The 24,033-nt window shown below is 41.5% G+C and carries 17 protein-coding genes and 3 pseudogenes; 7 read left to right on the top strand and 13 right to left on the bottom strand.

Annotated elements, in window-relative coordinates; all coding sequences use genetic code 11:
• Together B3S92_RS09490 and B3S92_RS09485 are read right to left on the bottom strand one after the other, a co-directional pair.
• A pseudogene (locus B3S92_RS09490) lies at window positions 1-314 on the bottom strand (hypothetical protein); the annotation flags it as partial.
• Window positions 315-474: 160 nt separating this feature from the next.
• A complete protein-coding gene (locus B3S92_RS09485) occupies window positions 475-1,686 on the bottom strand; it encodes a class I SAM-dependent methyltransferase (protein ID WP_296205353.1) in 1,212 nt (403 codons plus the stop codon).
• A gap of 232 nt (window positions 1,687-1,918) precedes the next feature.
• Between B3S92_RS09485 and B3S92_RS09480 the strand changes: the two genes are divergently transcribed.
• Both B3S92_RS09480 and B3S92_RS09475 read left to right on the top strand, forming a co-directional pair.
• Window positions 1,919-3,496 (top strand): exonuclease SbcCD subunit D C-terminal domain-containing protein, encoded by a 1,578-nt coding sequence (locus B3S92_RS09480; protein ID WP_296205351.1) that lies wholly within the window; start codon window positions 1,919-1,921, stop codon window positions 3,494-3,496.
• A gap of 66 nt (window positions 3,497-3,562) precedes the next feature.
• Window positions 3,563-7,621, top strand: a complete 4,059-nt coding sequence (locus tag B3S92_RS09475) for an AAA family ATPase (protein ID WP_296205350.1) — start codon at window positions 3,563-3,565, stop codon at window positions 7,619-7,621.
• Between the two features lie 93 nt (window positions 7,622-7,714).
• Here B3S92_RS09475 and B3S92_RS09470 read toward each other — a convergent pair whose 3' ends face one another.
• Together B3S92_RS09470 and bilR are read right to left on the bottom strand one after the other, a co-directional pair.
• Complete coding sequence (locus tag B3S92_RS09470) at window positions 7,715-8,617, bottom strand: FAD-dependent oxidoreductase (RefSeq protein WP_296205354.1); 903 nt, start codon at window positions 8,615-8,617, stop codon at window positions 7,715-7,717.
• Window positions 8,618-8,704: 87 nt separating this feature from the next.
• Window positions 8,705-9,694: pseudogene (gene bilR, locus B3S92_RS09465) on the bottom strand (bilirubin reductase); the annotation flags it as partial.
• A gap of 219 nt (window positions 9,695-9,913) precedes the next feature.
• Between bilR and B3S92_RS09460 the strand changes: the two are divergent.
• The 4 genes from B3S92_RS09460 to B3S92_RS09445 all read left to right on the top strand — a co-directional run bounded on the left by B3S92_RS09460 (window position 9,914) and on the right by B3S92_RS09445 (window position 14,048).
• Window positions 9,914-10,576, top strand: a complete 663-nt coding sequence (locus B3S92_RS09460) for a TetR/AcrR family transcriptional regulator (RefSeq protein WP_296205349.1) — start codon at window positions 9,914-9,916, stop codon at window positions 10,574-10,576.
• A 183-nt stretch (window positions 10,577-10,759) separates the two neighbouring features.
• On the top strand, window positions 10,760-11,968 hold the full coding sequence (locus B3S92_RS09455) for an iron-containing alcohol dehydrogenase (protein ID WP_296205348.1): 1,209 nt from the start codon (window positions 10,760-10,762) through the stop codon (window positions 11,966-11,968).
• A 280-nt stretch (window positions 11,969-12,248) separates the two neighbouring features.
• On the top strand, window positions 12,249-13,298 hold the full coding sequence (locus tag B3S92_RS09450; protein ID WP_296205346.1) for an NADP-dependent oxidoreductase: 1,050 nt from the start codon (window positions 12,249-12,251) through the stop codon (window positions 13,296-13,298).
• Between the two features lie 72 nt (window positions 13,299-13,370).
• The gene (locus B3S92_RS09445) at window positions 13,371-14,048 is read left to right on the top strand and encodes a type 1 glutamine amidotransferase domain-containing protein (RefSeq protein WP_296205344.1); all 678 of its coding nucleotides are present in this window, start codon (window positions 13,371-13,373) and stop codon (window positions 14,046-14,048) included.
• Between the two features lie 90 nt (window positions 14,049-14,138).
• Here B3S92_RS09445 and B3S92_RS09440 read toward each other — a convergent pair whose 3' ends face one another.
• The 5 genes and pseudogenes from B3S92_RS09440 to B3S92_RS09420 form a co-directional block, all read right to left on the bottom strand.
• Window positions 14,139-15,098, bottom strand: coding sequence for a WG repeat-containing protein (locus B3S92_RS09440; protein ID WP_296205343.1), 960 nt, complete (start codon window positions 15,096-15,098; stop codon window positions 14,139-14,141).
• Window positions 15,099-15,369: 271 nt separating this feature from the next.
• Complete coding sequence (locus B3S92_RS09435) at window positions 15,370-16,704, bottom strand: D-arabinono-1,4-lactone oxidase (RefSeq protein ID WP_296205338.1); 1,335 nt, start codon at window positions 16,702-16,704, stop codon at window positions 15,370-15,372.
• Window positions 16,692-17,900 carry an alanine racemase gene (locus B3S92_RS09430; RefSeq protein WP_296205336.1) on the bottom strand — a complete coding sequence of 403 codons (1,209 nt, stop codon included), beginning with the start codon at window positions 17,898-17,900 and terminating at the stop codon, window positions 16,692-16,694. Before B3S92_RS09430 ends, B3S92_RS09435 begins: the two co-directional genes overlap by 13 nt.
• A 192-nt stretch (window positions 17,901-18,092) precedes the next feature.
• A complete protein-coding gene (locus B3S92_RS09425; RefSeq protein WP_296205334.1) occupies window positions 18,093-19,304 on the bottom strand; it encodes an enoyl-CoA hydratase/isomerase family protein in 1,212 nt (403 codons plus the stop codon).
• Window positions 19,305-20,165: 861 nt separating this feature from the next.
• Window positions 20,166-20,252 (bottom strand): annotated as a pseudogene (locus tag B3S92_RS09420) (IS5/IS1182 family transposase); the annotation flags it as partial.
• A gap of 216 nt (window positions 20,253-20,468) precedes the next feature.
• Here B3S92_RS09420 and B3S92_RS09415 point away from each other — a divergent pair.
• The gene (locus B3S92_RS09415) at window positions 20,469-21,866 is read left to right on the top strand and encodes a right-handed parallel beta-helix repeat-containing protein (RefSeq protein WP_296205332.1); all 1,398 of its coding nucleotides are present in this window, start codon (window positions 20,469-20,471) and stop codon (window positions 21,864-21,866) included.
• A 126-nt stretch (window positions 21,867-21,992) separates the two neighbouring features.
• Here B3S92_RS09415 and B3S92_RS09410 read toward each other — a convergent pair whose 3' ends face one another.
• The 4 genes from B3S92_RS09410 to B3S92_RS09395 all read right to left on the bottom strand — a co-directional run bounded on the left by B3S92_RS09410 (window position 21,993) and on the right by B3S92_RS09395 (window position 23,879).
• Window positions 21,993-22,154: a hypothetical protein gene (locus tag B3S92_RS09410; protein ID WP_296205331.1), complete on the bottom strand. Its 162-nt coding sequence runs from the start codon at window positions 22,152-22,154 to the stop codon at window positions 21,993-21,995.
• Window positions 22,155-22,213: 59 nt separating this feature from the next.
• A complete protein-coding gene (locus B3S92_RS09405) occupies window positions 22,214-22,732 on the bottom strand; it encodes a hypothetical protein (protein WP_296205329.1) in 519 nt (172 codons plus the stop codon).
• A 210-nt stretch (window positions 22,733-22,942) separates the two neighbouring features.
• Window positions 22,943-23,191 (bottom strand): hypothetical protein, encoded by a 249-nt coding sequence (locus B3S92_RS09400; RefSeq protein WP_296205326.1) that lies wholly within the window; start codon window positions 23,189-23,191, stop codon window positions 22,943-22,945.
• 364 nt (window positions 23,192-23,555) lie between these two features.
• The gene (locus tag B3S92_RS09395) at window positions 23,556-23,879 is read right to left on the bottom strand and encodes a hypothetical protein (protein ID WP_296205325.1); all 324 of its coding nucleotides are present in this window, start codon (window positions 23,877-23,879) and stop codon (window positions 23,556-23,558) included.
• Between the last annotated feature and the right edge of the window lie 154 nt (window positions 23,880-24,033).

Below are 24,033 nucleotides of genomic sequence, written 5' to 3'. Positions count from 1 at the left end.
TTAAATATGGGGGTATTTCCTGGGGACACTTCTAAAACTGACTCATTACTCGATGAGGTAATATTATCTTCTTGATAAGTAGAACCCTCATCCTCCATCATTCCAATAATAAAGCCAATGACAAATAGTATTAAGAACACTATTAATATCCACTTTAATATTGTTTTAATGGTACTCGATGACCCAGAGTTAGTAGTACCTTTTTGTCTTACACCGCAATGAGGACAGATTTCTGCTTTAGAATTAATTACTTTGCCGCACTCATTACAAAACTTATCATTTGGTCCTTTACTGGGCTTAGTCATTCCACTCATAAACTCAATCCCTTCTTTATGTAAAAATAATTCTTAAATGTTACACTTGCGTAAAATAATTATACTTAAACTATACTTAAAAGAAAAGACATTGATGACTGTTTTACTTTTAAATTAGATATTTTAAAAAAACTTTTTATATCAAAATATAAGGTAATCACTAACACAAACACCAAAGTGAAGTGACCTCCGCACTACGCGCTGCAAATAATGGATCGCTTTCATCTTGGCTTTTGCCATGCGTTGGTTCAGTATCCAGACGATATTTGACCTTCAAGCCAGCTTCCTCAATCCAGCCTATTAAATCTTCACGAGTACGCAGCTTTAAATGCTCAGCTAAGTCTGACAGTATTAGCCAAACCTCTCCTGACTCTGCCAAATGTTGCTTTGCTCCCATTAACAAGCCTCGAAGCATGGCACTGTTGGCATCATATATTGAATATTCCAAAGGCGAGCTAGGTTTAGCAGGCAGCCACGGCGGATTACAAACTATTAGGTTCGCAGGCGGTGCAGCAGTGGGAAATAAATCAGCTTGCTGCAACTGTACATTGGATAGACCTAAACAATCAAAATTATCCTGAGCACAATCCAAGGCACGCGGATTTAAGTCAGTAGCAATAATTTGCTTAACACCCCGCTTGGCCAACACGATGGCAAGTAATCCCGTACCGGTACCAATGTCATAAGCAACATCACAGCTATCAGGCAGAGGTGCATCAAGCAGTAATTGCACGTATTCTTGACGCGTGGGTGCAAACACACCGTAATGAGGGTGAACTGAGATGCCTAAAGCTTTAACTGGCACCCCTTTTTTACGCCATTGCGCCGCCCCTAAAGCTCCCTGTAAGTCTCGGAATGACATTACACAGGCTTCATTCATTTCACCAAAAGCAGCCGCACATGCTTCACTCACCTCAGGGGCTCGGCGAAGATTCAGCTGATAATTGGCATCGAATGATAATAGAAGACGGCCTAGTAAACGCGAGCGCTGACTTTGAGCTAGGCGGTTTTTATGAAATAGTTGAGGCAGATCTTGTGACCCTAAGGAAGATCTTGAACTGTGAGCGTCTTGCGTGGCCTTTTTTTCAGCCTTCTCTATTTTTCTTTGTTCAGCACGGTCGATACGGCGCTGTAAAGCTTGGATAAGCTGCTTAGCATTATGATAATCACCGCGCCAAAGCATTGAGGTGCCAGCATTGGCTAAGCGATAAGCCTCATCGGCGGTGATGGTGTCATCGATTATAACGATACGTTTGGGCGGGGCATGATTACTTTGTGATAACCAGCGGGCTTTGTGCTCGGTACTGCCCTCTTCCCACTGTAAATATTGACTTGATTTTATAAACACGGACTTACCTTTATATTTCAGCATATTTAATAATATTTCAACACGGCATCATACACTAAATACGCTACGACCTCCCAACAACCTAGCTTTATAATTCAACTCTACAACTTTTTTGCTCTAACTTTCATGGCAATAAGTCTGGCTATCAAAGCTGTAACAAGCCCGCTTAAAATTATTTGTGGTATGATATTTTAGTCCTCGTTGCTGCTTTTAATTGAGCAGATTTATCACCCCTTATTGCGTTGTATTTGTCTCTATGTCGAACTCTAACAAACTGCCTATCAATACCAAGCCTTTAACCGTATTGCACACCTCCGACTGGCATCTAGGCCGCCGACTGTATGGCAATATGCGCTATGACGAATTTGAAGCTTTTTTGGCATGGCTGACCCAGACCATTCAAGACTATAAAGTAGATGTTCTTATTGTCGCTGGCGATATCTTCGATACCATGACACCAAGCAACCGAGCGCAAAATTTGTATTATCGGTTCTTAGGTGAAATATCGCAGTTGTATTGCGATCATGTAGTGATAGTGGCAGGTAACCATGATTCGCCAAGTTTCTTAGACGCCCCTGCAGAGATACTTAAATATCTGAGTGTGCATGTCATCGGTACCGCTTGTGAAAACTTTGAGAACGAAGTGCTGTTATTAAAAGACAAGCACGGTGAGCCGCAGTGTCTTATTGCCGCCGTACCTTATCTCCGAGACCGTGATGTGCGTCTAAGCTTACCGGGTGAATCGACATTAGATAAAGACAAGATGGTGCTGGCAGGTATACAGCATCACTATGATCAAGTGGCGCAAATAGCCAAAGCTCAACAAGCAGCATTAGGTGACCAACACCAAAGACATATCCCGATTATTGCCACCGGGCATTTGTTCGCCGCCGGCAGTAAGACCACAGAAGATGATGGGGTGCGCGACCTCTATGTCGGCTCATTGGGTCAAGTATCTGCCGAATTATTTAATGACTGCTTTGATTATGTGGCTTTGGGTCATTTGCATGTACCGCAAAAGGTAGGTGGTCGTGAGCATATTCGCTATTGTGGCTCACCCATTGCTATGGGCTTTGGGGAAGCTCGCCAGCAAAAGCAGGTGCTTTTATTACAATTTGGTACTGCTATTGAGGACTTAAATCTATCTGCTACTGAAGATAAAGCAGCTAAAAATAACGCTCAGGTCGGCCTTTCTAACACCAGTTCTTCTAAGGTAAGCACGGCCACACAGCCTACCAAGTCTGCATCACAAGCAAAAAAACTGGCTGAAGCACAACAAGCAGATTTATTTGGAGACTGGTTTGCAGATGAAGAAGAAACTGACACCACAGTTGATAACTCGATAAATAGCTTACCTGACACCTCTGTTGTAAATGACGAAGATGCTGAATCCTCACATAAAGTACTGTTTAACGATAATGAAAAGGCCATGCAATTGCTGTCCATTGCTGTGCCCTGCTTTCAAAGGTTAATGCAAATTAAAGGTGACCTACCTTATATTCATCAAACCATTGCTTCTTTACCCAAAGATGAGTCGATATGGCTTGAGGTCATTTATGATGGCGATGAAATCGTCACTGACCTACGTGACCAAATTAATGCGCTCATTGAGGACACTCAGCTTGATGTGTTAAAAACAAAGAACAATCGAACTTATGACCGTATCCTTCAATCAGAAAATAGCAATGAAACCCTACAAGATTTAGATGAACTAGAAGTGTTTCAGCGCTGCCTAGATATTAATCAGATTTCAGAAGCTCAGCGTCCAAAGTTAATAGATGCTTACTCTGAGATACTGTATAACATCAAACACGATGACAAGATGGCAGAATAACGTTCAAGCTTTGACCTTAATCCCTCAACTTATTTCATATATTTATAAACGACGGTTACCCTTATCATGCGTCTAATTGAACTGCGATTAAAAAACCTTAACTCCTTAAAAGGAGAATGGCTCATTAACTTTGACGATGAGGCTTATGTTAATGAGGGAATATTTGCGATTACTGGCGATACAGGGGCCGGTAAGACCACCATTTTGGATGCCATGTGCTTGGCGCTATATGGTGAGACGCCACGTATCGGTACCATTAGTAAATCGACCAATGAAGTAATGACCCGTCAAACCGCCGAATGTATGGCTGAGGTAGTAATAGACATTAATGGCACCCATTATCGTTGCCACTGGAAACAGCGCCGTGCCTACAATAAGCCTGATGGCAGCTTACAAGACACTGAGCATGTCATTTCTTATGCCAATGACGGATTAGGCCATAAGGCCGGTACCATTATCGAAGAGAAGTCTTCTTTAACCAAAAAGAAGATCGTTGAATTGACCCGTATGGACTTCCAGCAGTTCACCCGCTCTATTTTATTGGCTCAAGGTAGTTTTGCGGCATTTTTAAGCGCCAAAGCTGACGAACGTGCCGATATCCTAGAGAAAATTACCGGTACTGATATCTATGCCACTATCTCTCAGCAGACTCATGAGAAGAGAAAACTCGAAGAACAAAAGCTGACGACCCTAAAAGCCGGTCTTGAAGGACTTTCTCTACTATCTAATGAGGAGGAAGCCGAATTAAAACTAGAGGCTGACCAGCTACAAACCAAACGCCAGCAAACCACCGAACAAGAAACTACGCTGGTCAATCAAATAAAATGGCTAGAGAATATCCATACCTTAAAGCAGCAAATCCAAAACTTTAGTGAGCAATTGGATTTTGCAACACAACAAAAAGCAGACTTTGCTACTGACGCAATTCGCTTAAATAACGCCACCCGTGCTTTAGAGATTAAAGATAAATTTGGCGAGTTAAAAAATCAACGTCAAGTAACGACTGATCTTAAAGCCGAGCAGCAAAAGCTTGAAGACAGTTTGCCGCAGTTAAAGCAGACGCTTGATGCTAGCGAGAGTCATAGAGAACAAGCTAATTCCTTAGTAACTGCGGCTGACAATGAGCTTCAACAAGCTCAGCCCGTAATTAAACAAACACGATCACTGGATCAAAGCATTCAAACCCAGAAGAAAACGGTGGCTGACTTTGAACGACAGCAGCAGACAGCAAAGTCAAAACTTGATGGCCTTAATCAGGTTCTCAATACCGACCAGCAGCAACTTACTGAGACCCAAAAAAGTCTTGATAGCCTTAACCTCCTATTTAGCAAGTTTGGCAATCACAGCCAGCTAAGTGGCGATATAAGAGATTTAATACAATATGGAAAGACCATTAGCAGTGCCTTATCTGATAATGCCAACCATAAAAAAACAAGAACTGACTTAGTTAATGAGATAGAGAGTTTGTTAGTTACTATCAACCAAAAAAAACAACTGCAAAATCAAGTAGAACAAAACCTACAACAGCATCATTCCGCTTTGGCAACGATGCAGCAGCAACAAAAGCAGCTGCTTGGTAGTAACGAGGCCAGCCATTTGCGTCAGCAACTCAACCAGCTCGATGACAGCCGTTATACACTTGATAGTCTCAGCATCGAGTTAAATCGTATATCACAGCAAGACACCGCTTTAGAGAAAATGACTGCCAAACTGCCAGAACTTGCGGCCGCTGTGCCACAAATAACAGCCAACATTGCACAGCAACAACAGACCCTTGAACAGCTTAAACAAAAACATCAAGATGAACAGCAAAAATTAGAGTTGATGCAAAAAGTGGCTCAATTAGAGTCTAAGCTTGAGGATTATATTGTTTTATTGGAGCAAGATAGCCCCTGCCCTTTATGTGGCTCAAAGGAGCATCCTTATGCCGACAATCATCCGCACTTGCTACAAAACAATTCAGACCACAAAAATGATTCGGCCCTAGCTGAAGCCAAGCAAGGCATCGAGGTTCTATTGAATCAAATTAATGACAGTGAAGCCACGCTGTCTGAATATCGCATTAACCTAGCCACGGCGGAGCAAGCCTATACTCATCAGATTCTACAAATTCGTAGTTCTCTTCAGCAAACTCACAGTCAGCTGCTTGAAGTTAATAACAGCGTCAATAGTCATAGACGGACTATAGCCTCTTATACAGACAGTCTGAAGCAAAGTTATAACGACAGTGGGTTATTAGACCTATCAACCGATACGCTTGCAGTGGTAACCTCAAGTGTAGAGAACGCTCTCAATAGCACAGACAATCAGTCAAACTCTCAACAAAATGCGAAAGCTACTATTGATAATGAGCACTTAACCGCGGCAATAAAAAGCCTGCATAAGCTGAAGGCACTTAAAACAACTATTGCTTCTTTTAATGAGTCGCTCACTGCCAAAAAAGACAATATCAACTTAACCTTGAACCAGTTTGATGAGCTGCAACAACAATTAAATCAAAAATCAAAGCAGATAAATGATCTTGAGGCTGATTTTAAACAGCATTCTAGTGTTGTTAATAATTTAGAAAGTACTGAAAAAGAAAAACAGCAAGAAAACAAACTCTTAGAATCTCGGATAACTACTAACTTTAAGAGCTTAGCTACAACTGCTACAGATTTACAGAAGTTACTGGATGGCTATCAATCCCACTCAATGGACTCTATTGAAGATTTGGATTCCTCGTTAGATTTCTCTGTGATAGATAATGCAAAGAAAGCACTTGATAAACTTGGTGAGGCAACTAAACAGCAAAACATATTCGATAAAGAGCACTATGATTCTGTGCTACAGCCTGTACGTGACTTTTGTCATCTGCTAAGAAAATTAGAGCAACTTTTTGTAGATAAAACCCAGAAAAAGGGAGAGCTTGAACAGCAACTAAGCGCTTTGCAGTCACGAATAGAGGGCAACTCACAACAACTTAACAGTCAACAATCCGAGTTTGAAGACTTAACTAATCTACTAAAGCAGGCCGAAGAACAATTGGCCACACTACAAACCGAACGCTTTAAATTGTTTGGTGAGAAAGATGTAGATGCTGAGCAAACTCGCCTGCAGCAGCTTTTAGATACTGCTAAAACTGCGCTTGCTTCGGCTCGTGAGTCCTATCAATCGAACAAGCAGCGCTATGAAGATACTGAGCAGCGTCAACAACAGGTATCAAAAAAGTTGGTCGATGAGCTCACTGCTATGACTGCCTTAGATAAGGATTTTGAACAGCTATTGGCTAAATACCAGTTTGAGGATGAAGCGGCGTTTCTTAAGGCCGACATGCCCCATGAAGAGCGTCAGCAGCTTGCCGAGCGCCAACAACAAATTTTGACTCAGATAGAGCGCTGTAAACAAAATAAGCTAGATTATGAAAAGCAATTAGCGGAACAAGCTGCTGAAGCGATAACCACTGAAACTCAGGACAGCTTGGCCACAAAGCTAGAAGAAACCAAGCAGCTCAAAGATGAGATTAGCCAACAGCTTGGCTCTTTAGAGGAACGCATTAATAGCAATGAGTTGAATAAAAGCAAACAATCTGAAGTCTTTGAAGAAATTGAAAAACAAGACAAGGTATTGCAGACGTGGAATGAGTTACACAAACTAATCGGCTCAAGCGATGGCAAAAAGTTTAGAACCTTCGCCCAAGGACTAACCTTCGATATCATGGTCGTCAATGCCAATACTCAGCTACACAAAATGAGTGATCGATATCTATTAATACGCGATGAAAAGAACCCTCTAGAGCTAAATGTCATTGATAACTATCAAGGTGGGGAGATTCGCAGTACCAAAAACTTATCAGGTGGTGAAGGCTTTATTATAAGTTTAGCCCTAGCTCTGGGATTATCAAAAATGGCCAGTCATAATATCCGCGTAGACTCACTGTTTTTAGATGAAGGCTTTGGTACTCTTGATGAGGATTCATTAGATATTGCGCTAGATACCCTAACCAGCCTACAACAAGAAGGCAAGCTAATTGGGGTAATCTCTCATGTCCACGCACTAAAAGAACGCATTCACACTCAGATTAAGGTAGAAAAACTGTCTGGTGGCCACAGTCAGCTCAGCGGACCTGGTTGTCAGCGAGTATAGAGTTTTGGGGGTGGTTAGACTCGATGACTACCCTAAAACGTTCAGATAAAAATCAACTCAGATAACACAGCTCAGGTTTAAAGAGCCAAGCTCCTATATCGAATTAGCAGCATCATAGGCGGTCTTTATCGCATGCGAGATATCCGCTACTTTCACGCAGTCTCCCACCTCAACAACCTCAATGCCTTGTGCCAATAAGTCACTGCTATCAAAGACTTGCGGGCGTGCCCCACTAGCGATGACCGCAAAATCTGCAACAAAAGGAACAATGTTGCCTTGTTGATCTTCGCAAACAATATTTAATTCATACGATGATTGCTGACCCTCTTGTGCTTCTTGAACTTGAGCTTCCTGAAAATGGTTTGGCTCAATGCGAGTCACTTTAAGACCTGGATGCTGAGTGACCCCATAACGGCGATAAGTTTCTAGGACACTCGGCAATACAGTAATACCGATGCCCGCCCCTACTTTATCACTCATCTCGACGATCGCCACTTGGCAACCTTGCTCTGCAAGATATTCGGCAGTCTCACAACCAACGATGCCACCACCGATGATTACCACACGTCCTGTAGCTTGCTGCTCACCTGCCAGCACTTTCCAAGCATCGCAAACCCGAGAGTCGTCTATACCGACAATAGGTGGCATAAAGCTATTGGCACCAGTAGCAACAATCACAGCGTCTGGCGATAAAGCGAGAATACTATCCGTATCAGCCTCATGACCTTGGTGAATCTGAACACCAACTTGTTGACAGGCCTGAGTTAAATCTTCGATACTGCGACGAATTTCAATCTTTCTAGGTGGTACCGAGGCAATATTGAGCTGACCGCCTAGATAGTTTTGTTTTTCGAAAAGCGTCACTTCGTGACCCTTAGTAGCAGCCACTCGAGCCGCCTCTAATCCAGCAGGGCCACCACCAATCACCACTACTTTTTTACGCTGCTCAGCAGGGGTGATAAATCGAACCGCTTCGAAACCATTCTCGGCATTCACCACACAAGCGATAAACGAGCGATTAAGAACCGTATCAACACAACCTTCATTACAGCCTATGCAGCGGATAATATCTTGCGGACGACCAGCAAGAGTTTTATTCACCCAGTCAGGGTCAGCAAGTAAAGCGCGGCCTATACCGACCATATCCGCTTTGCCCTCATTGAGTAGAGCCTCTGACATAGCAGGGTCTATAATGCGCCCAGAAGTACTGACTGGAATTGAAACCACACTCTTCACTAAGGCGGTGATATCTGCAAAGAAGCAATAAGGCTACACACCCATTGGCGGAATGGTATCTGCCATATTACCAGTATGGTTTGCCTGAGCCACATGCAGCATATCTACGCCAGCCTGCTCCAACCACTGGGCAAATATTGGTGCCTCATCAATACTTACCCCACCTTTACCACGCTCAGGCGTAATTACTGGCAATTTGTATTCAATCACCATCTCAGGCACAGCAGCCTTCATGGCTTTTACCAGCATCAAGGCAAATCGAGTACGGTTCTCTAAAGAGCCCCCAAACTCATCGCTACGAGTATTCATAATCGGACTACACAAAGCCCCGACCAATCTATCTCCATGAATACTAACCACATCAACACTTGCCTGCTGAGCACGTAAGGCACAGGCGCACATTTTATCGATAATTTGGTCTAGTTCCTCTGGCGTCACCTCATTCACAAAGTGATCCATGTCATGGTGCAGTTGAGAGCGCACTTCTTCCATCTTCCCTGCCGCAAACAAGGCATTCAGGACTTCACTGTTATATTCTGGGTGAAATATCTGTACCCCAAGTTTGGCTCCATAAGCGTGGACATTGTCAGCCAACTGCCGGAAGCAATCAATTTGACTGTCATCATAAAGCTTTGGGGTCACTGCAAAGCTAGGAATGGGTGCCACATCTCCCAACACGATATATCCAACACCCCCCTTTGCTAATCGGGTATAAAAGGCGCGACTTTGCTCATTAATGGTGCCATCTTTGTCTTCATAGCCCGTAGTTAGTGGCGGAAATAAGACACGGTTTTTAAATTCTTGGCCGCCAATAGTAATGGGTTTTAATATATTCATGGTGCTCTCTAATTGTATTGCTAGCTCATATATCGCTGGCTAGGTATGGGTATATCGTCGCAGTATTTGGTTAATAAGCTTCAATTCTAAGTATCAGTATTGGATGATTGTAAGCTATTGGGGGTATTTAGTCGTTAGGATACAACCATAAACAAACGAACTAAGCGCCTGTGGTAACATTATCATATACAAAATAATTAATACCCATATGGACTGACTATGACTAGCCATAATATAACTATTACTGATTCAAATACTGATGTAAAAAATATTGATTTTTTTCAACACCCTCCCAGCAATACCAAGTCACATTTACTCGCCACTGGCTATCAGCTGTTGGCACAAAAAGGCTTTACTGCAGTAGGCATTAAGAAAATACTTGACACCGCTGGCGTGCCCAAAGGTTCTTTTTATCATTACTTTGCTTCCAAAGAAGCGTTCGGCGAAGCCATTATCCAAAGTTACTTTGAGCATTATAAGCATCGCTTGAATACTATTTCTTCACAAGACATTAGTGCGCAACAGAAGCTGTCTAAGTACTTCCAGTATTGGCATAACACCCAACAAAATGGGTGTGATCATGAAAAGTGTTTGATGGTTAAGCTTAGCGCCGAGGTCTCAGACATCTCAGACCCCATGCGAAAAGCTTTAGAAAATGGCTCACAGCAAACCATTCACTGGATAAGTGAGCAGGTAGAAGCCGGTTGGGCTGAAGAGTCTATCCCTAGGGCTAAAAATATTTCTGCAGAGAGTATCGCTAAGCGTTGGTACTATGCTTGGTTAGGGGCCAGTTTAATCGCAAAAACCAGTCGTAATAACTCAGCACTTGATGAAGTCTGGGAAATGACGGCCTCAGACATTGGACTTGAAAAGATTGGTTAATAAAAACTGAACACAATTACTTATCAGTTATGTTGTTTTGTAAAGCTACTAGACGACTGGTCTAATAACGCTGTATGATTCTTAGCAAGTTAACAACACCTCCTATTCCTTTTTTTAATTACGACTTTTTAATACTACTTTTAACTAATCACCTTTTTTTAATAATCATCTTAAAGGACATTTATGAACAATTTTCAATATTACAACCCAGTACGCATTGTATTTGGTGAAGGTCAAATCAAACAATTGGCTGACTTAGTGCCTGCCAAAGCTCGGGTATTAATCACTTATGGCGGTGGTTCTGCAAAACGCACCGGTACCCTTGATGAGGTTAAAACTGCTTTAGATAATGGTGGCGAGCGTCAGATATTTGAATTTGGCGGTATTGAGCCTAACCCTGAGTTCACTACTTTACTAAAAGCGGCTGACATGGTGAATGAGCAAAATATTGACTTTATTTTAGCTGTGGGTGGTGGTTCAGTTATCGATGGCAGTAAGTTTGTGGCGTTAGTTTCGCACTTAAAAGAAGAGGACGGCACAGTATCTCGTGAGCAAGCGTGGGATGCTTTGACCAGCTATACTAAGAACATTGATTCAGCGGTAGATTTAGGCGCAGTATTGACCATTCCAGCGACTGGCTCTGAAATGAACTCAGGCGGGGTAATCAACTATAGCGAGCGTCAAGCGAAGCTACCTTTTGGCAACCCTCTTGCTTATCCAAAATTTTCAATTCTAGATCCTATTAAGACTTTAACTCTACCTAAGCGTCAAGTCATGAACGGCGTGGCTGATGCCTTTGTTCACGTTATGGAACAGTATTTAACCTATCCGGTGAATGCCAAAGTACAAGACGCTTTTGCCGAAAGTCTTTTAAAAATCCTGATTACTGAAGGTAAAGCGGTTAAAGAGAATCCTGAAGACTTAGAAGTGCGTAAAAACGTCATGTGGACAGCGACCATGGCATTAAACGGCCTAATTGGGACTGGCGTGCCACAAGACTGGACCACGCACATGATTGGTCATGAGTTAACCTCTCTACATAATATTGATCATGCCCGCACTTTAACTATTGTGTTGCCCTCACTAATGCGTGAGTTAAAAGACAGTAAAAAAGACAAGTTACTTCAATACGCTCGCAATGTGTGGAATATCAATAACGATGATAAACAACTAAGTGATGATGATGTCATTGAAACCGCCATTGCTTATACCGAAGACTTCTTTAAGGCGCTAGATCTACCTATCAACTTAGCTGACGCAGACTTAGATGAAAGCGCCATTGAGCCTATTATTAAGCAATTAGAAGCGCACGGTATGACCGCACTTGGTGAGCACAAAGCCAATGATTTAGAAGTTTCACGTCGTATTTTACAACGTGCTGCTAAAGCTTAATTATCGTTGAATTGCTGGATACCTGACTTATTACTTTAACTCTAATGATTTACTCTTAAGTTACAAATAAGTTAGGTTATAAATTAGGTACAAAAGCACGACATAGGCACAGCTGCCCTGCTCTAAAATGAATACTGCATAAGTAGCTGTGTCCCTTTACTTAACAAGTAACTGCTAAACATAGCATTTATTATAAACATACAATTATTAATATATTAATACCCTTCGATAATAAAAATTACTGCATAAAATAAACCCAATAACAATAAAGGATAACTCCATGAGCTTTACCAATACCCAATCTGATACTTTAAATCGTCAAGTTAAGCTGGCCAGCCGTCCACACGGTAAACCAGTTAATGACAATTTTGAATTAGCCACAACTGAAATCCCAACCGCTGCTGATAATGAGATGCTACTGCGCACCTTATATCTATCACTTGACCCTTATATGCGTGGTCGCATGAGCGATGCCGAAAGCTATGCTGATCCGCTTCAAGTAGGTGATGTCATGCTAGGCGCTACTGTCTCACAAGTGGTCAACTCTAATGTCGATGGCTTTAGTGAAGGTGATATCGTAGTCGCTTATAGTGGCTGGCAAGACTATAGCGTAAGCGACGGCGAAGGGGTTTATAAGCTCACCAAAGACATGAGCAATCCTTCATACGGTCTAGGCGTGTTAGGTATGCCAGGATTTACAGGATATATGGGCTTGACCGATATTGGTAAGCCAAAAGCAGGTGAAACTTTAGTAGTAGGCGCAGCAACCGGTCCAGTGGGTGCTACTGTTGGCCAAGTAGGTAAACTGCATGGTCTGAAAGTAATTGGTGTGGCAGGCGGCGAAGACAAATGCAAATTTGCGGTAGAAGAGCTTGGCTTCGATCAGTGTCTCGATCACCGTGCTGATGACTTTGAACAGCAATTAGCAGCAGCGTGTCCAGATGGTATCGACATCTATTACGAAAACGTAGGTGGCCGTGTATTTGATGCGGTATTACCGCTACTTAATGGCCATGCTCGTATCCCAGTATGTGGTCTTGCTGCTCATTACAACCAAACTGAATTACCAGAAGGTAAAGACCGCTTAAGCCTACTTATGAGTAACATCTTAAGAAAACGCTTAACGGTTAAGGGCTTTATTATCTTTGAAGAGTATGGTGATCACTTCCCAGAGTTCTTACAGACCATGGGTAAATGGGTATCTGAGGGTAAAGTAAAAACCAAAGAACATATCGTTGATGGTCTGCAAAACGCCCCTGAAGGTTTTGTTGACATGTTATACGGTAATAATTTTGGAAAAACAGTGGTAAAAGTGGCTGACCCTAAATAACTATTAGCTGTAGATAGTTTTTAGGCAGAAATTAACAAAATAAAAAAACTCACAATAAATAATGGAATAACTATGAAAGTATTAATGGTATTAACCTCACACGATAAACTGGCTGAAACTGGTAAGAAAACGGGCTTTTGGTTAGAAGAATTTGCCGCCCCCTACTACGCATTTAAAGATGCTGGTGCAGATATTACTTTAGCCTCTCCAGCCGGCGGTCAACCTCCTTTAGACCCTAGTAGCGATACGCCTGATGCTCAAACTGAGTATACCGATCGCTTTAAACAAGATACCGCGGCTCAAGAGCATTTAGCCAGCACTCATAAATTGGCTGAAATAAACAGCGATGATTATGATGCCGTATTCTATCCAGGCGGTCATGGCCCGTTATGGGACTTGGCAGTAGATTTGAAGTCAATCGCCCTTATCGAAGATTTTGTAAATTCTGATAAGCCAGTGGCCTTCGTTTGTCACGCCCCTGCTGCTTTGAAAAACGTAAAAGTAAATGGCGAGTACTTAGTGAAAGATAAGAAAGTAACCGGCTTTAGTAACACTGAAGAAGAAGCGGTTGGCCTCAGCGACGTGGTACCTTTCTTGTTAGAAGATGCCCTGAAAGAAAACGGTGGTCTTTATGAAAAAGGCGCAGATTGGCAGTCTTATGTGGTCGAAGATGGCTTATTGATCACTGGTCAGAACCCTGCGTCCTCTGAAGAGACCGCCCAGCGTTTAATCAAACGTCTACAGGCATAAGCCAAAAAGCTTTAAAATAAACCATTTATCTTAGATAAAAAAACAGTGCCAAAAGGCACTGTTTTTTTTGCTGAAAGGTCTAACAACCAGTTAAGAGCAACTGACAAAATTGCCTTTATTATCAATACACATCTGAGCACCATTGGGCGCATTGGCGACCCACGCTTTACCGCCAGTAAACACAAATGGTTGGGCGCCTTTGTAGGTGGTACCCCTACCTCGGCGAAGCTTTGATTCTTCGAAGTTAAACGGAATAACCAACTCGCCAGCCAAGTTAACAAAGCCCCATTTATTATCCATTTTCACCCCTGCAAGACCTTCAGAGAAAGGCATGGCTTGCTGGAATAAGAACTTAATCATTGGAACTCCGCTATAGTTCACATAGCCCCATTTACCGTCACGCTGTTCTGGTTGCCAAACTTCGGTATTACTGAAACTTGGACTAGGCGCTGGTGTTTGAGTAATACTTGGGCTTTGAATAACTGTAGTGGTATTTATCACAGGCTTAGCCGTTGAAGCAGTCTGTGTGGTATTGCGATTGGAAACCGTCTGGGCTGGATTTGCAGTGGGTCTTCCATTAATGTCCACCCACTGAGTCCCATTTCGGGTTGTGATGGTTGCCAAGTTACCATTAAAATCACTGATACTTTGGTTATTGGCTGAAAAAGGAACGATGACTCGGTTACTGGTGTCAATGACCCCAAAGTTACCTCCCTTTTTCACCACAATACGATTGTTACTTACCGCACGTGACCAACCTTTTGTTTGTCTATCACCATTAATGGTGTCATAGATTGCTGGAATAACTTCTCGACCCGAGGTATTGATATAGCCTACTCGGCCCAATCTCTGAACCGGAATAAGCCCATCTTTGAGTTTACTGACATCGATACCATTGTATCGCGATAAATCAGCAATTCGCCTCCCCTTCTTATCCAGTAAAGCTACCGGCTGACCGGAGTCTTTTAAGGCTATAAAATAATCACTACTGGCCGTACAAAAAACATTAGAGTAGTAGCTTTTGGGCACCTGACAGGCATAGGCAGGCACAGTTATAGCGCCTAACACAGCACAAAGTGAGAGGGATTTTATTAAGTGTGATTTTAAATTACGAGTATTATTTGAGGTCATGTCTCTAATATGAAGTCGATAGATTATGTGTTTATTGAAAAATAACAGAATTCAAATAGATATACCATGTTTGCAATAAAATATTGCAAACGAGTAGTATTAAGGAAACTCTATTTCGACTATTTTAACTACTTATAGACTCATTAATTAGTCAAATCTTAAGTTATAGAATCCTTAAGTATGAATAACCTTAATTTGATAAAAACTTCTGTTCAAGCCAGCTATTCATAAATACATTATCGGGATCATATTGCTCACGTATCTCCAAGAAGCGTGCCATTTGCGGATACAGCTCATGCAGCTCATCTGTATTAAGCTTATTGACCTTACCCCAATGTGGGCGACCTTGCCACTTTTTCATATAGTCGTAAAGCCAGTTAAATAAAGGCTCACAGTCCATGCCTTTATATACATGAAACGAGAGTACCGCACAATCTTCACCCTGTGTTGGGCTTAGCATTCCCGTCTCGCCCTTATGTGTACGCACCTCAATGGGAAAATGTGATAATTTATTATCTTCTAATAAAATATCATTAATCTCAGTGATACAGGCCTCGAAATCTGACAGCTTAATAAAGTATTCTGACTCATTAAACTTAACCCCGCGCGGCGTTGGAAACACTTCAAAGCTGTAACCTTCGCGGTGGGTGTTAGGAATAGAATTGGCTGAAATCTCACTTACCTTTTTAGTCAGCTTAGGATTCATTCTAGCCAACTCAGAGAGAACATAAAAAGCGCCGTTAAGCATAACTATACTGTCAAAATGATCCTTCATCTTTTGGCCACGGCGCATTGGCTTTGGGGGAACTAAAGACAAGGTTTTTTGTTGCAGCTTATTGGTGCCTGGAAATAAAAACCATTCCATATGTCGATGAGCCCGTGCTGTATCATGAAAATTTGCCAACCCTTGTTCAAACTCTAAGCGCTCATTGGACTCTCGCAAGCCATATAAATCCACAACTTTTAACGTCAGTTTGGTAAATACCCCAAGCATACCCAGACTGACATGTAGTGCATTACCCAACTCATCAGTATCTGCATCGCCTCGCTGATGGCTGTGTAACTCGCCCTTGCCATCTATCCACTCCCAACCCACAACTTGGTTAGCCACCGAACCTAGACCAATACCTGTCCCGTGGGTGGCTGTACTGACCGCCCCAGCAATGGTCTGCGCTTGCACATCCCCCATATTCTCGAGTGCCAAGCCATGCTCAGCCAAAGCAGGCCCAATTTCATATAAATAGGTGCCCGCGTGCAATGTAGCCAATTTATTGGCTTTATCTACCGAGATTAAGCCGCGCATATTATGCAAAGTTACAGCGATCTCTTCAGGTCTAGCACAATCACTAAAGGAATGTGCCGCTCCAGTGACCCGAACTCGCTTTTTGTCGGCACGGGCTTGTATGATAACTTGTTGCAGCTCCTCCACCGAATAAACCGAAAGCTTTTGTTCTGGCTCCGAGGTGACATAGCCAACCCAGTTTTCCCACTTATTATTTGTCTGCCAGTGTTTTAATGAAAACATTGTCCTTGTCCTCGATAAGTTGTCATAACTTGCGCAGTTCCATCTGCTATAAGTGGTGCATTGTCACGATAACACACCAACTCATTAAAATGCTCAGCTAACTCGCCGGCTTTGGCATGGCGGCACCACACTGCCTCACCAATTCTTGGCATATTGCCCTGTTTTATAACTTCATTATCCACTGAAAATGGCGTTTGTACTTCTCCAAATCCTTCATCGGGGAGTAAAGACAAACCCTTGGGATAGTGCACTACCGGCGCTTTATCAGCACTCACTGCACCAGAAGCAATAAAACCGCCCCCTTGGCAAGTAATCACCCCTTTTTCAGGCTGGCGTGTCACTGGCAACACAAACCCTGCTGCTGGGAGAAAGGGCTGCATGCTCTCCATATAATCAAAATACGCCGGCTTATAATAAGCTGAGCCCACCGTAATCTCGGTTACTTCCGGCTGGCATGAGGTAAAGTCCATACTACCACTACCCCCGCCGTTGACCAGCTTAAGCTGATACCACTGCTCAGTAATCCAGCGCACTATGCTTGCGCGGCGACGGCTAACTTGTTTTTTGGAGCCATTTTTTAATACTTTAATGGCAGGGGTAAGCAATGACTTACCCGGGATATGCTCTGCCAATCCAGCAATCTGAGCCTCATAACCCATTACCGCATCTAGCTTTATATGCGATAGGCCACCCGCCTTCTCCATTAGCTTTTTGACATCACTTTTGCGCATTAAGGCCGAGCGCTTGGTACCAAAGTACAGCTTCGGCAGTGGCATAGACATATTGATATCTAAGCATACCTCAATTTTTTGGCCATGTTGCTCACCTATCTCATCAAGCAGACGCAAGTGCTCAATGCGATCCGCCATCCAAATCATGGTGGCGCCTTGCTGAGTATATTTTAGGGTCTCGGCCACACTTTGAGCATCTAAAGTGGGATAAGCACATAAGATATTATCAAAGCCATTTTGTAGCAAATACACAGACTCGGCAGCACTGTAAGACATGAGGCCGATAAAGTGAGGGGTCTTTTTTTGGATGTAACGCAGAACATCGATAGAACGAATTGACTTGGTCGCGATGCGCAACTTAACCGCTTGGGTCTTTTGGTTAACCAGCTCAATATTATGATCGAGCGCATCCATATCTAGCCAAGCACTCACCTTAGACGGTGCAGGCAGTTGGGCAAAATCCATTTTTACTATCCTTAACAACAAATTAAAAACTATCAAAGTGCGGCTTCATAACAACTACCGCTTTATAGTAACCTGCTTATCCTAACAGATTATTTTCGTCTTAAAAAATAAAAAAGCAGCAAGGCAAACTAAATTCTGTCTTGCTGCTATTGTCACATATTACCAGCTTAATTTAGCACAAAGCTTGTTAATCTAATGTAGCGCTTCAAAATGTTCTTGAATATAGGCCTGTCCTTCGACATCCAAACACTCAGCCAATGTTCGACTCCACCTAGGTTGACGGTCTTTATCTACCAATAACGCACGCACCCCTTCGCTAAAGTCAGGGTAATTGACGCAGTGAAGGGCTACATTAGTCTCAAGCGCCATCACTTCCGTTAATGATAGGTTATGGGCACGCTGATACATCTCATAAGTAATCGCTTTGGTCACCGGGCAACCATAACGATAGTTTGCGACTGCAGCTTTGAACCAATCACTTTCAGCAAGCTCTGGGCAGAAGTTTTTGATATTTTCATCTGATTGTAAAATATCATCTATTTTATCTAATCCACCACAGTTCATAAGCTTTTGAATGGGCTGCATAAATTTGGCAATGTTGCTTGGTGCAAATTCGATATTCGCAGCAGATTGTGCACTAAAGTTGCTTAGCGTCTTGGTGGTAATTTGATGTAATTTACTGCTTAGGCTATTTAAAGTGGGTTGACCTAAAGCCTCATTCCAATCAGCCTCACATAAGCTTTGCAACATGGCATCAAAGTCTTGGCTGGCCATTTTGAAATCTGCTAAGTTACATAGTAAAGCATCGTTGGCATTGGCATCAGCGCCTGTTAGCCCCATAAACAAACCAGTCTTAGCAGGGAATCGCTGCAAAAACCAACTGCCCGTTGCATCGGGAAATAAGCCAATATTAACCTCTGGCATAGCAGCACGGGTAGTCTCAGTGACAATACGGTGGCTACTGCTACTTAGTATGCCCATACCACCGCCCATTACAATACCACTGCCCCAGATAATAATCGGCTTATGATATTCATGCATTTGGGTGTCTAAATGATATTCACTGGCGAAGAAATCAACTGCTTCTGGCGGGGCTATGCCTTCTCCATCCCACTGCTGGCGCGCTTGATACAGTTGACGAATATCACCACCAGCACATAAAGCACGCTCGCCAGCACCATGAATTACTACTGCTACAAGATTATCTATCTGTTCCCACTCGGTCAGCTTTGCGCTGATTAGCTTACACATATTGGTGGTCAGTGCGTTTAAAGACTTCTCACGATTTAGAGTAACTAAGCCAATTAACAGCCCTTGCTTGATTTTTATTTCTTCAAACAATACCTCTGTATTGTCAGCTGCCGGTATACCCTTGGCAACTAAACTCTTTTGATTCGATTGCATATGAATGTTTGCCCTAATTTAAATAGCTTTTCTAGTTTTTGTGTTTTTTTGCAGTAGATGATAAAACAAGGATGACCCTTAGTGTAAATGTAGCCCCAAACAGTCAGGTCACCTTAATTGGTATGTTTTATCTGAATGTGATAACTGCCCATTATCACATCCGCTTTTAATAAGGCGCCTATACTATCATATTGTTTTTTATACAAAAAGCCGCAGCATATTATGCGGCGGCTTTTATTGATAGATGCATTCTACTTTTATAAAAAAGGTTTATATAGAGATTAGTTAATAATTATTCCTACTGCTTATTAGTTAAATTAACGAACCGACTGACAGCCAGGTCTATCTTTAGCATCCCCAATACAACTATTCGCGTAATTGTTTTTAATACCCGTAGGATGAAATTTAAACCCGTTGCTGATTAAGCATCGTTCAAATTTATATTGATTTATGCCGATATTAAGCTGTTTCACTCCGTCTTTAATTAACTCATCCCTCATTTCAGCATCAAAATTATTGATTTTTTCAGTAGCAGATTTTTCACATGAATTCCATATCCTATCAAAATCACTTTGATTATTTCCTTGAAGTTACCATTTCTGCTTCTCAGGGGCATAATTATTATTCCACCAGTCTCCATGCATATCTACCCCTGGTACACAGGAGGTTATAGTTAACGGCGCTGCCAGTAATAGTATGACTTTAAGAAGGGTTAGTTTCATAGTGACTTTTTTGTGAAATTTTAATGATTAAGTCTTTAGTATTTTTTAGTTTCAATCTATATTTATTAGCTTCAATCTAATAATATGAATCTACTTTTTAATCCTGATTAAGAACACAGTACGCCTTCGACCATTTATCTAGATTCCCTATATTATAGATATTAAGTTCTAGTAATATAGGTCTTACTCTTATCCAGTGTTGGACTTTGAGCATTACGCGAAACATAGCAAACAATGTCTTTTTTGTGCGAGCAATTAAGGACTAATCGTTCGATGTTTACCTGTTAGCATTTTACTCCCAATGTTCACCACACCCTAAGGAAATATTATTAAAACCAGTCGGTCAACGTCGTATCCAAAACACTATTTCTCAACACTATTGCCGATGAGTTTACTGATATTAGCATTTTTTACCTTACCGGCTTGCGGCGGTGGAGACTCGGTGGAAGATTCCAGCGCTTCAAACCTGCCTGCTACTTCTGAACCGACCACAGTTTCCAATAAGCCAAGTGTTCCCACAACCTCTTATGAACCACCGATATCTAGTAGCCAAGCCTTTTATGATAACAGCTTAGCACTTGATAATTCACAGTTCGATAATAGTACCCGTCAGCATATCTACGTGGCGACAACGGGCAGTGATACCGCATCAGGTAGTGCCAGCTCCCCTATCCTCACTCTACAAAGAGCCGCGGATCTGGCAACTGCGGGTACGACGGTACACATTGCCGCAGGCAGTTATAAAGGGCCTGTGTATATTAAAAATTCTGGCACACTGGCTAAGCCGATTATCTTTCAACCAATGCAAGCTGCCAAAATTATCATTACCGGCACGCCAAGCGAGGCTGATGAGCATCTGTTCCATATCGAAAACCAAGCTTATGTGATCATTCGCGGCTTAGAGTTTACTAATTTTTGGACCAATAACGAGCAGATTACACCCACTGCCATCTATGTTACTGGTAGTAGTCATAACCTCCTAATCGAGAATAATTATATTCATGATCTAGGTACGCGTGTGAATAATGACAAGGGTAATGCGCATGGCATTGCGATTTACGGTACTCAACCTATTAAAGACATTCAAATTAATAATAATCGAGTAGAAAATCTCAGCTTAGGTCGTAGTGAAGCGGTGGTCATAAATGGGGATGTCACTAACTTTGAAGTGAACCACAACCAAGTCAATAATAACAATAATATTGGTATCGACATCATTGGTTTTGAAGGAACAGCCAAGACCGATAACGACTATGCTAGACGTGGCGATATCATCGGCAATACTGTCACACACAATAGTATCAGCGGCAATCCCGGCTACGAAGGCGAAGACCCTTCAGCGGGTGGTATTTATGTCGATGGGGGTAAGCAGGTATTTATTCAGAACAATACCGTGGCTAACAATGATGTTGGTATCGAAGTCGCCAGTGAAAACTTCCAAAAACTGACAGAAGATGTTTGGGTAGAGAGCAATACGGTCACCAACAGCACCTATGCTGGTCTTGCAGTGGGTGGCTATGATGAGCAACGCGGTGGCGTCAGACAAATTACCCTTGTTAATAATACGGTCGCCAATAATGACCTTGGCAAACAGCAAGGCGGACAGCTGCTAATGCAGTTTAATATTCAAAAGTTAGCTATTAAGGATAATACATTTACCAGCTCACCATCAGGCTATATGATCATTGCCAATCAGCTTGATCGCGGCGAAGTTAGCTTCCAAAATAACCGTTATCTGCCTCACAACAGTCATTCGTCCTTAATATGGGTACTAGGCAATAAAGAATTTAATAGTAGTAGCGCCTTTGAAAATTGTGCAGTATTGCAACAATGCAAATAGCATTCAGATATCATCCTGCCATTGACCGATAAGCTACTGCCTGCGCCTTTAAAATCGATATCTGTACTGAACCAAAAAAACCTTTGATACACAAAAAATCTTACAATTAAAAATAACATTTATTATTTATGGGCTTTCTTCCATTTCTTTATGTTTTTTATCGATATATTCATCTAGTGTTAAATCATTACCTGGTAAATGCCAGTAATAAGGACTAGTTGCGGGTTTAAAACCACTAAAACTGCAGGCGGTTAATACTACTGCGATTACATTAAAAATCACCTTCATCGTAAACCTCTCTCAATTTAGCAAAAAAGCTGAGCATGACACTCAACCTTTTAATTAGCCTAACGAGCGGATTGACAACCAGGTCTATTTTTTAACTCACCAAAGCATGCTGTTGGATGGTCATTACTAATACCCCTAGGATAGAACTTAAAACCTTTGTCTAATTTGCATTGCTCACTCAATATAGTAGATAATTTTGATTGTTCAGAAGTCAATCTATTCACAATTTCATCTTTCTTATTATTGGGTAGTTGGCTAAAAGATTTAACTCCTAATACTTTCTGCAATGCGTCATCAGAACACTTTACAGCTACGTTATCTGCAGCTTGCTTGCTCAGTGTTGGATGCACCCATTGCTCATCATCAGTTGCATAATCATTGTTCCACCAGTCCCCATGCATATCAACGCCTAATACACAGGAAGTTATGCTCAATGGTAGTGCCAATAATATTAAAGCTTTAAAATGGAATGGTTTCATAGTTTTCTTCTTAACATCACTACCTATATTTAGGATCGGATTTGAATTTGTAATTATGATTTTTAATACACTTGTTGATAATATAGGTATCATCTTCATCAGTATATTTAGCGCCTAAATTATTTCTTGCAATATTTTGCTGTTGTTTGCGACATTTCTCTATCAGCTTATAAGCTCTAGTCTTATCAATATTCTGTTTGTTCCAATCAAAGATACCGTAGTGACAAGCGGACAGACTTAAGCATAAAACAACTGTTATAATATTAAAAAGCATCTTCATCATAGACTTCCTTTGATTAATTTCTATGTTTAATTAGCTTTTTTATATCCATTCTCCAGTAGACATTTCTTATATAAATTAAAGTCTTTAAATTTAACTTTGCATTGTCTACCTACCTTTTCTGCCTGTTCATCAGTTCCATTAAATACATACCCTGAGTTAATAGCCTCCTCATTCTGCTCTTGTAAATACTTTTGATTCCAGTCGAATATTCCATAACTGCAACCGCTGACTAAAGCTACACACATGATAGTCAAAATACTAAGATTTATTTTCATTGTAATTGAAACCTACATTACTGCTTGTACTGATAGTTGGTATTTTTTATACAGTGATAATTTATATCATCTTGTATATCATCCGAATATTTTTCTTGTAAAATCTGTTTAGCTATCTGTCTTTGGGTTAACTGGCATTCATCAACTGAATTAGACCATTTAGGATTTGGCTCACTACAGTTCCAGTCCAGAAAACGGCAGGATTGGCAGCCAGTTAGAAATATGCATAAAGCTGTAACTTTAATAAGGTTTAACATTAAATCCCCTCGCTGTTTGGAGTAACTAAAATAGGGGCAGATAAATTATTTTGACCATCTAGAAACCCTCATCTATCAACAAATTATTTGATATTTAAATAGGATGATTACTTCCCATGTTGTCGCTTCCAATCGTCACAAGCGGGATTATCTTTGAAAAAATCTACTTCACAAGTTAAACCTTCTGTGTTTCTCCAGCCCTTCTCTTCCATACACAGCCTCTTTTTTACATTATTTGTATCACCTACAAAAGGATCTATACCACATTCTCGCATTTCTTTAAATTTCTTATCAATATATTCAGTGCCTTCAAATCCCATATTTTCAAGTCCAGGTAATGTCCAATAACTAGTATTTCTTGGCGGTTGAAAACCACTAAAACTACAGGCAGTTAATACGCTGATGCTGATAAGTAAAATGATGTTCTTCATGGGTTATTGCTCTTTAATTACTAGATTTACAGTATCTGTCTTAGTTTTTGGTACAACAGGCTATATTTCTTGGGTTGACAGCTACAGCGGGTTTGGTTGCTTGAGTTCAGACTAATTAAGCCACTAACGGGATCGGAAATACCCCCATATTTAA

Origin of the sequence: Psychrobacter sp. UBA3962 (genome assembly GCF_002385225.1) — a bacterium.
GTDB lineage: Bacteria > Pseudomonadota > Gammaproteobacteria > Pseudomonadales > Moraxellaceae > Psychrobacter.
This window is presented reverse-complemented; position numbering and strand designations above follow the sequence as displayed.

Excerpts from the sequence above, each read along its gene's own strand:
- B3S92_RS09485 (WP_296205353.1), bottom strand. The coding sequence starts at position 1,686 with ATGCTGAAATATAAAGGTAAGTCCGTGTTTATAAAATCAAGTCAATAT.
- B3S92_RS09480 (WP_296205351.1), top strand. The coding sequence starts at position 1,919 with ATGTCGAACTCTAACAAACTGCCTATCAATACCAAGCCTTTAACCGTA.
- B3S92_RS09475 (WP_296205350.1), top strand. The coding sequence starts at position 3,563 with ATGCGTCTAATTGAACTGCGATTAAAAAACCTTAACTCCTTAAAAGGA.
- B3S92_RS09460 (WP_296205349.1), top strand. The coding sequence starts at position 9,914 with ATGACTAGCCATAATATAACTATTACTGATTCAAATACTGATGTAAAA.
- B3S92_RS09455 (WP_296205348.1), top strand. The coding sequence starts at position 10,760 with ATGAACAATTTTCAATATTACAACCCAGTACGCATTGTATTTGGTGAA.
- B3S92_RS09450 (WP_296205346.1), top strand. The coding sequence starts at position 12,249 with ATGAGCTTTACCAATACCCAATCTGATACTTTAAATCGTCAAGTTAAG.
- B3S92_RS09445 (WP_296205344.1), top strand. The coding sequence starts at position 13,371 with ATGAAAGTATTAATGGTATTAACCTCACACGATAAACTGGCTGAAACT.
- B3S92_RS09435 (WP_296205338.1), bottom strand. The coding sequence starts at position 16,704 with ATGTTTTCATTAAAACACTGGCAGACAAATAATAAGTGGGAAAACTGG.
- B3S92_RS09430 (WP_296205336.1), bottom strand. The coding sequence starts at position 17,900 with ATGGATTTTGCCCAACTGCCTGCACCGTCTAAGGTGAGTGCTTGGCTA.
- B3S92_RS09425 (WP_296205334.1), bottom strand. The coding sequence starts at position 19,304 with ATGCAATCGAATCAAAAGAGTTTAGTTGCCAAGGGTATACCGGCAGCT.
- B3S92_RS09410 (WP_296205331.1), bottom strand. The coding sequence starts at position 22,154 with ATGAAGGTGATTTTTAATGTAATCGCAGTAGTATTAACCGCCTGCAGT.
- B3S92_RS09405 (WP_296205329.1), bottom strand. The coding sequence starts at position 22,732 with ATGAAGATGATACCTATATTATCAACAAGTGTATTAAAAATCATAATT.
- B3S92_RS09400 (WP_296205326.1), bottom strand. The coding sequence starts at position 23,191 with ATGAAAATAAATCTTAGTATTTTGACTATCATGTGTGTAGCTTTAGTC.
- B3S92_RS09395 (WP_296205325.1), bottom strand. The coding sequence starts at position 23,879 with ATGAAGAACATCATTTTACTTATCAGCATCAGCGTATTAACTGCCTGT.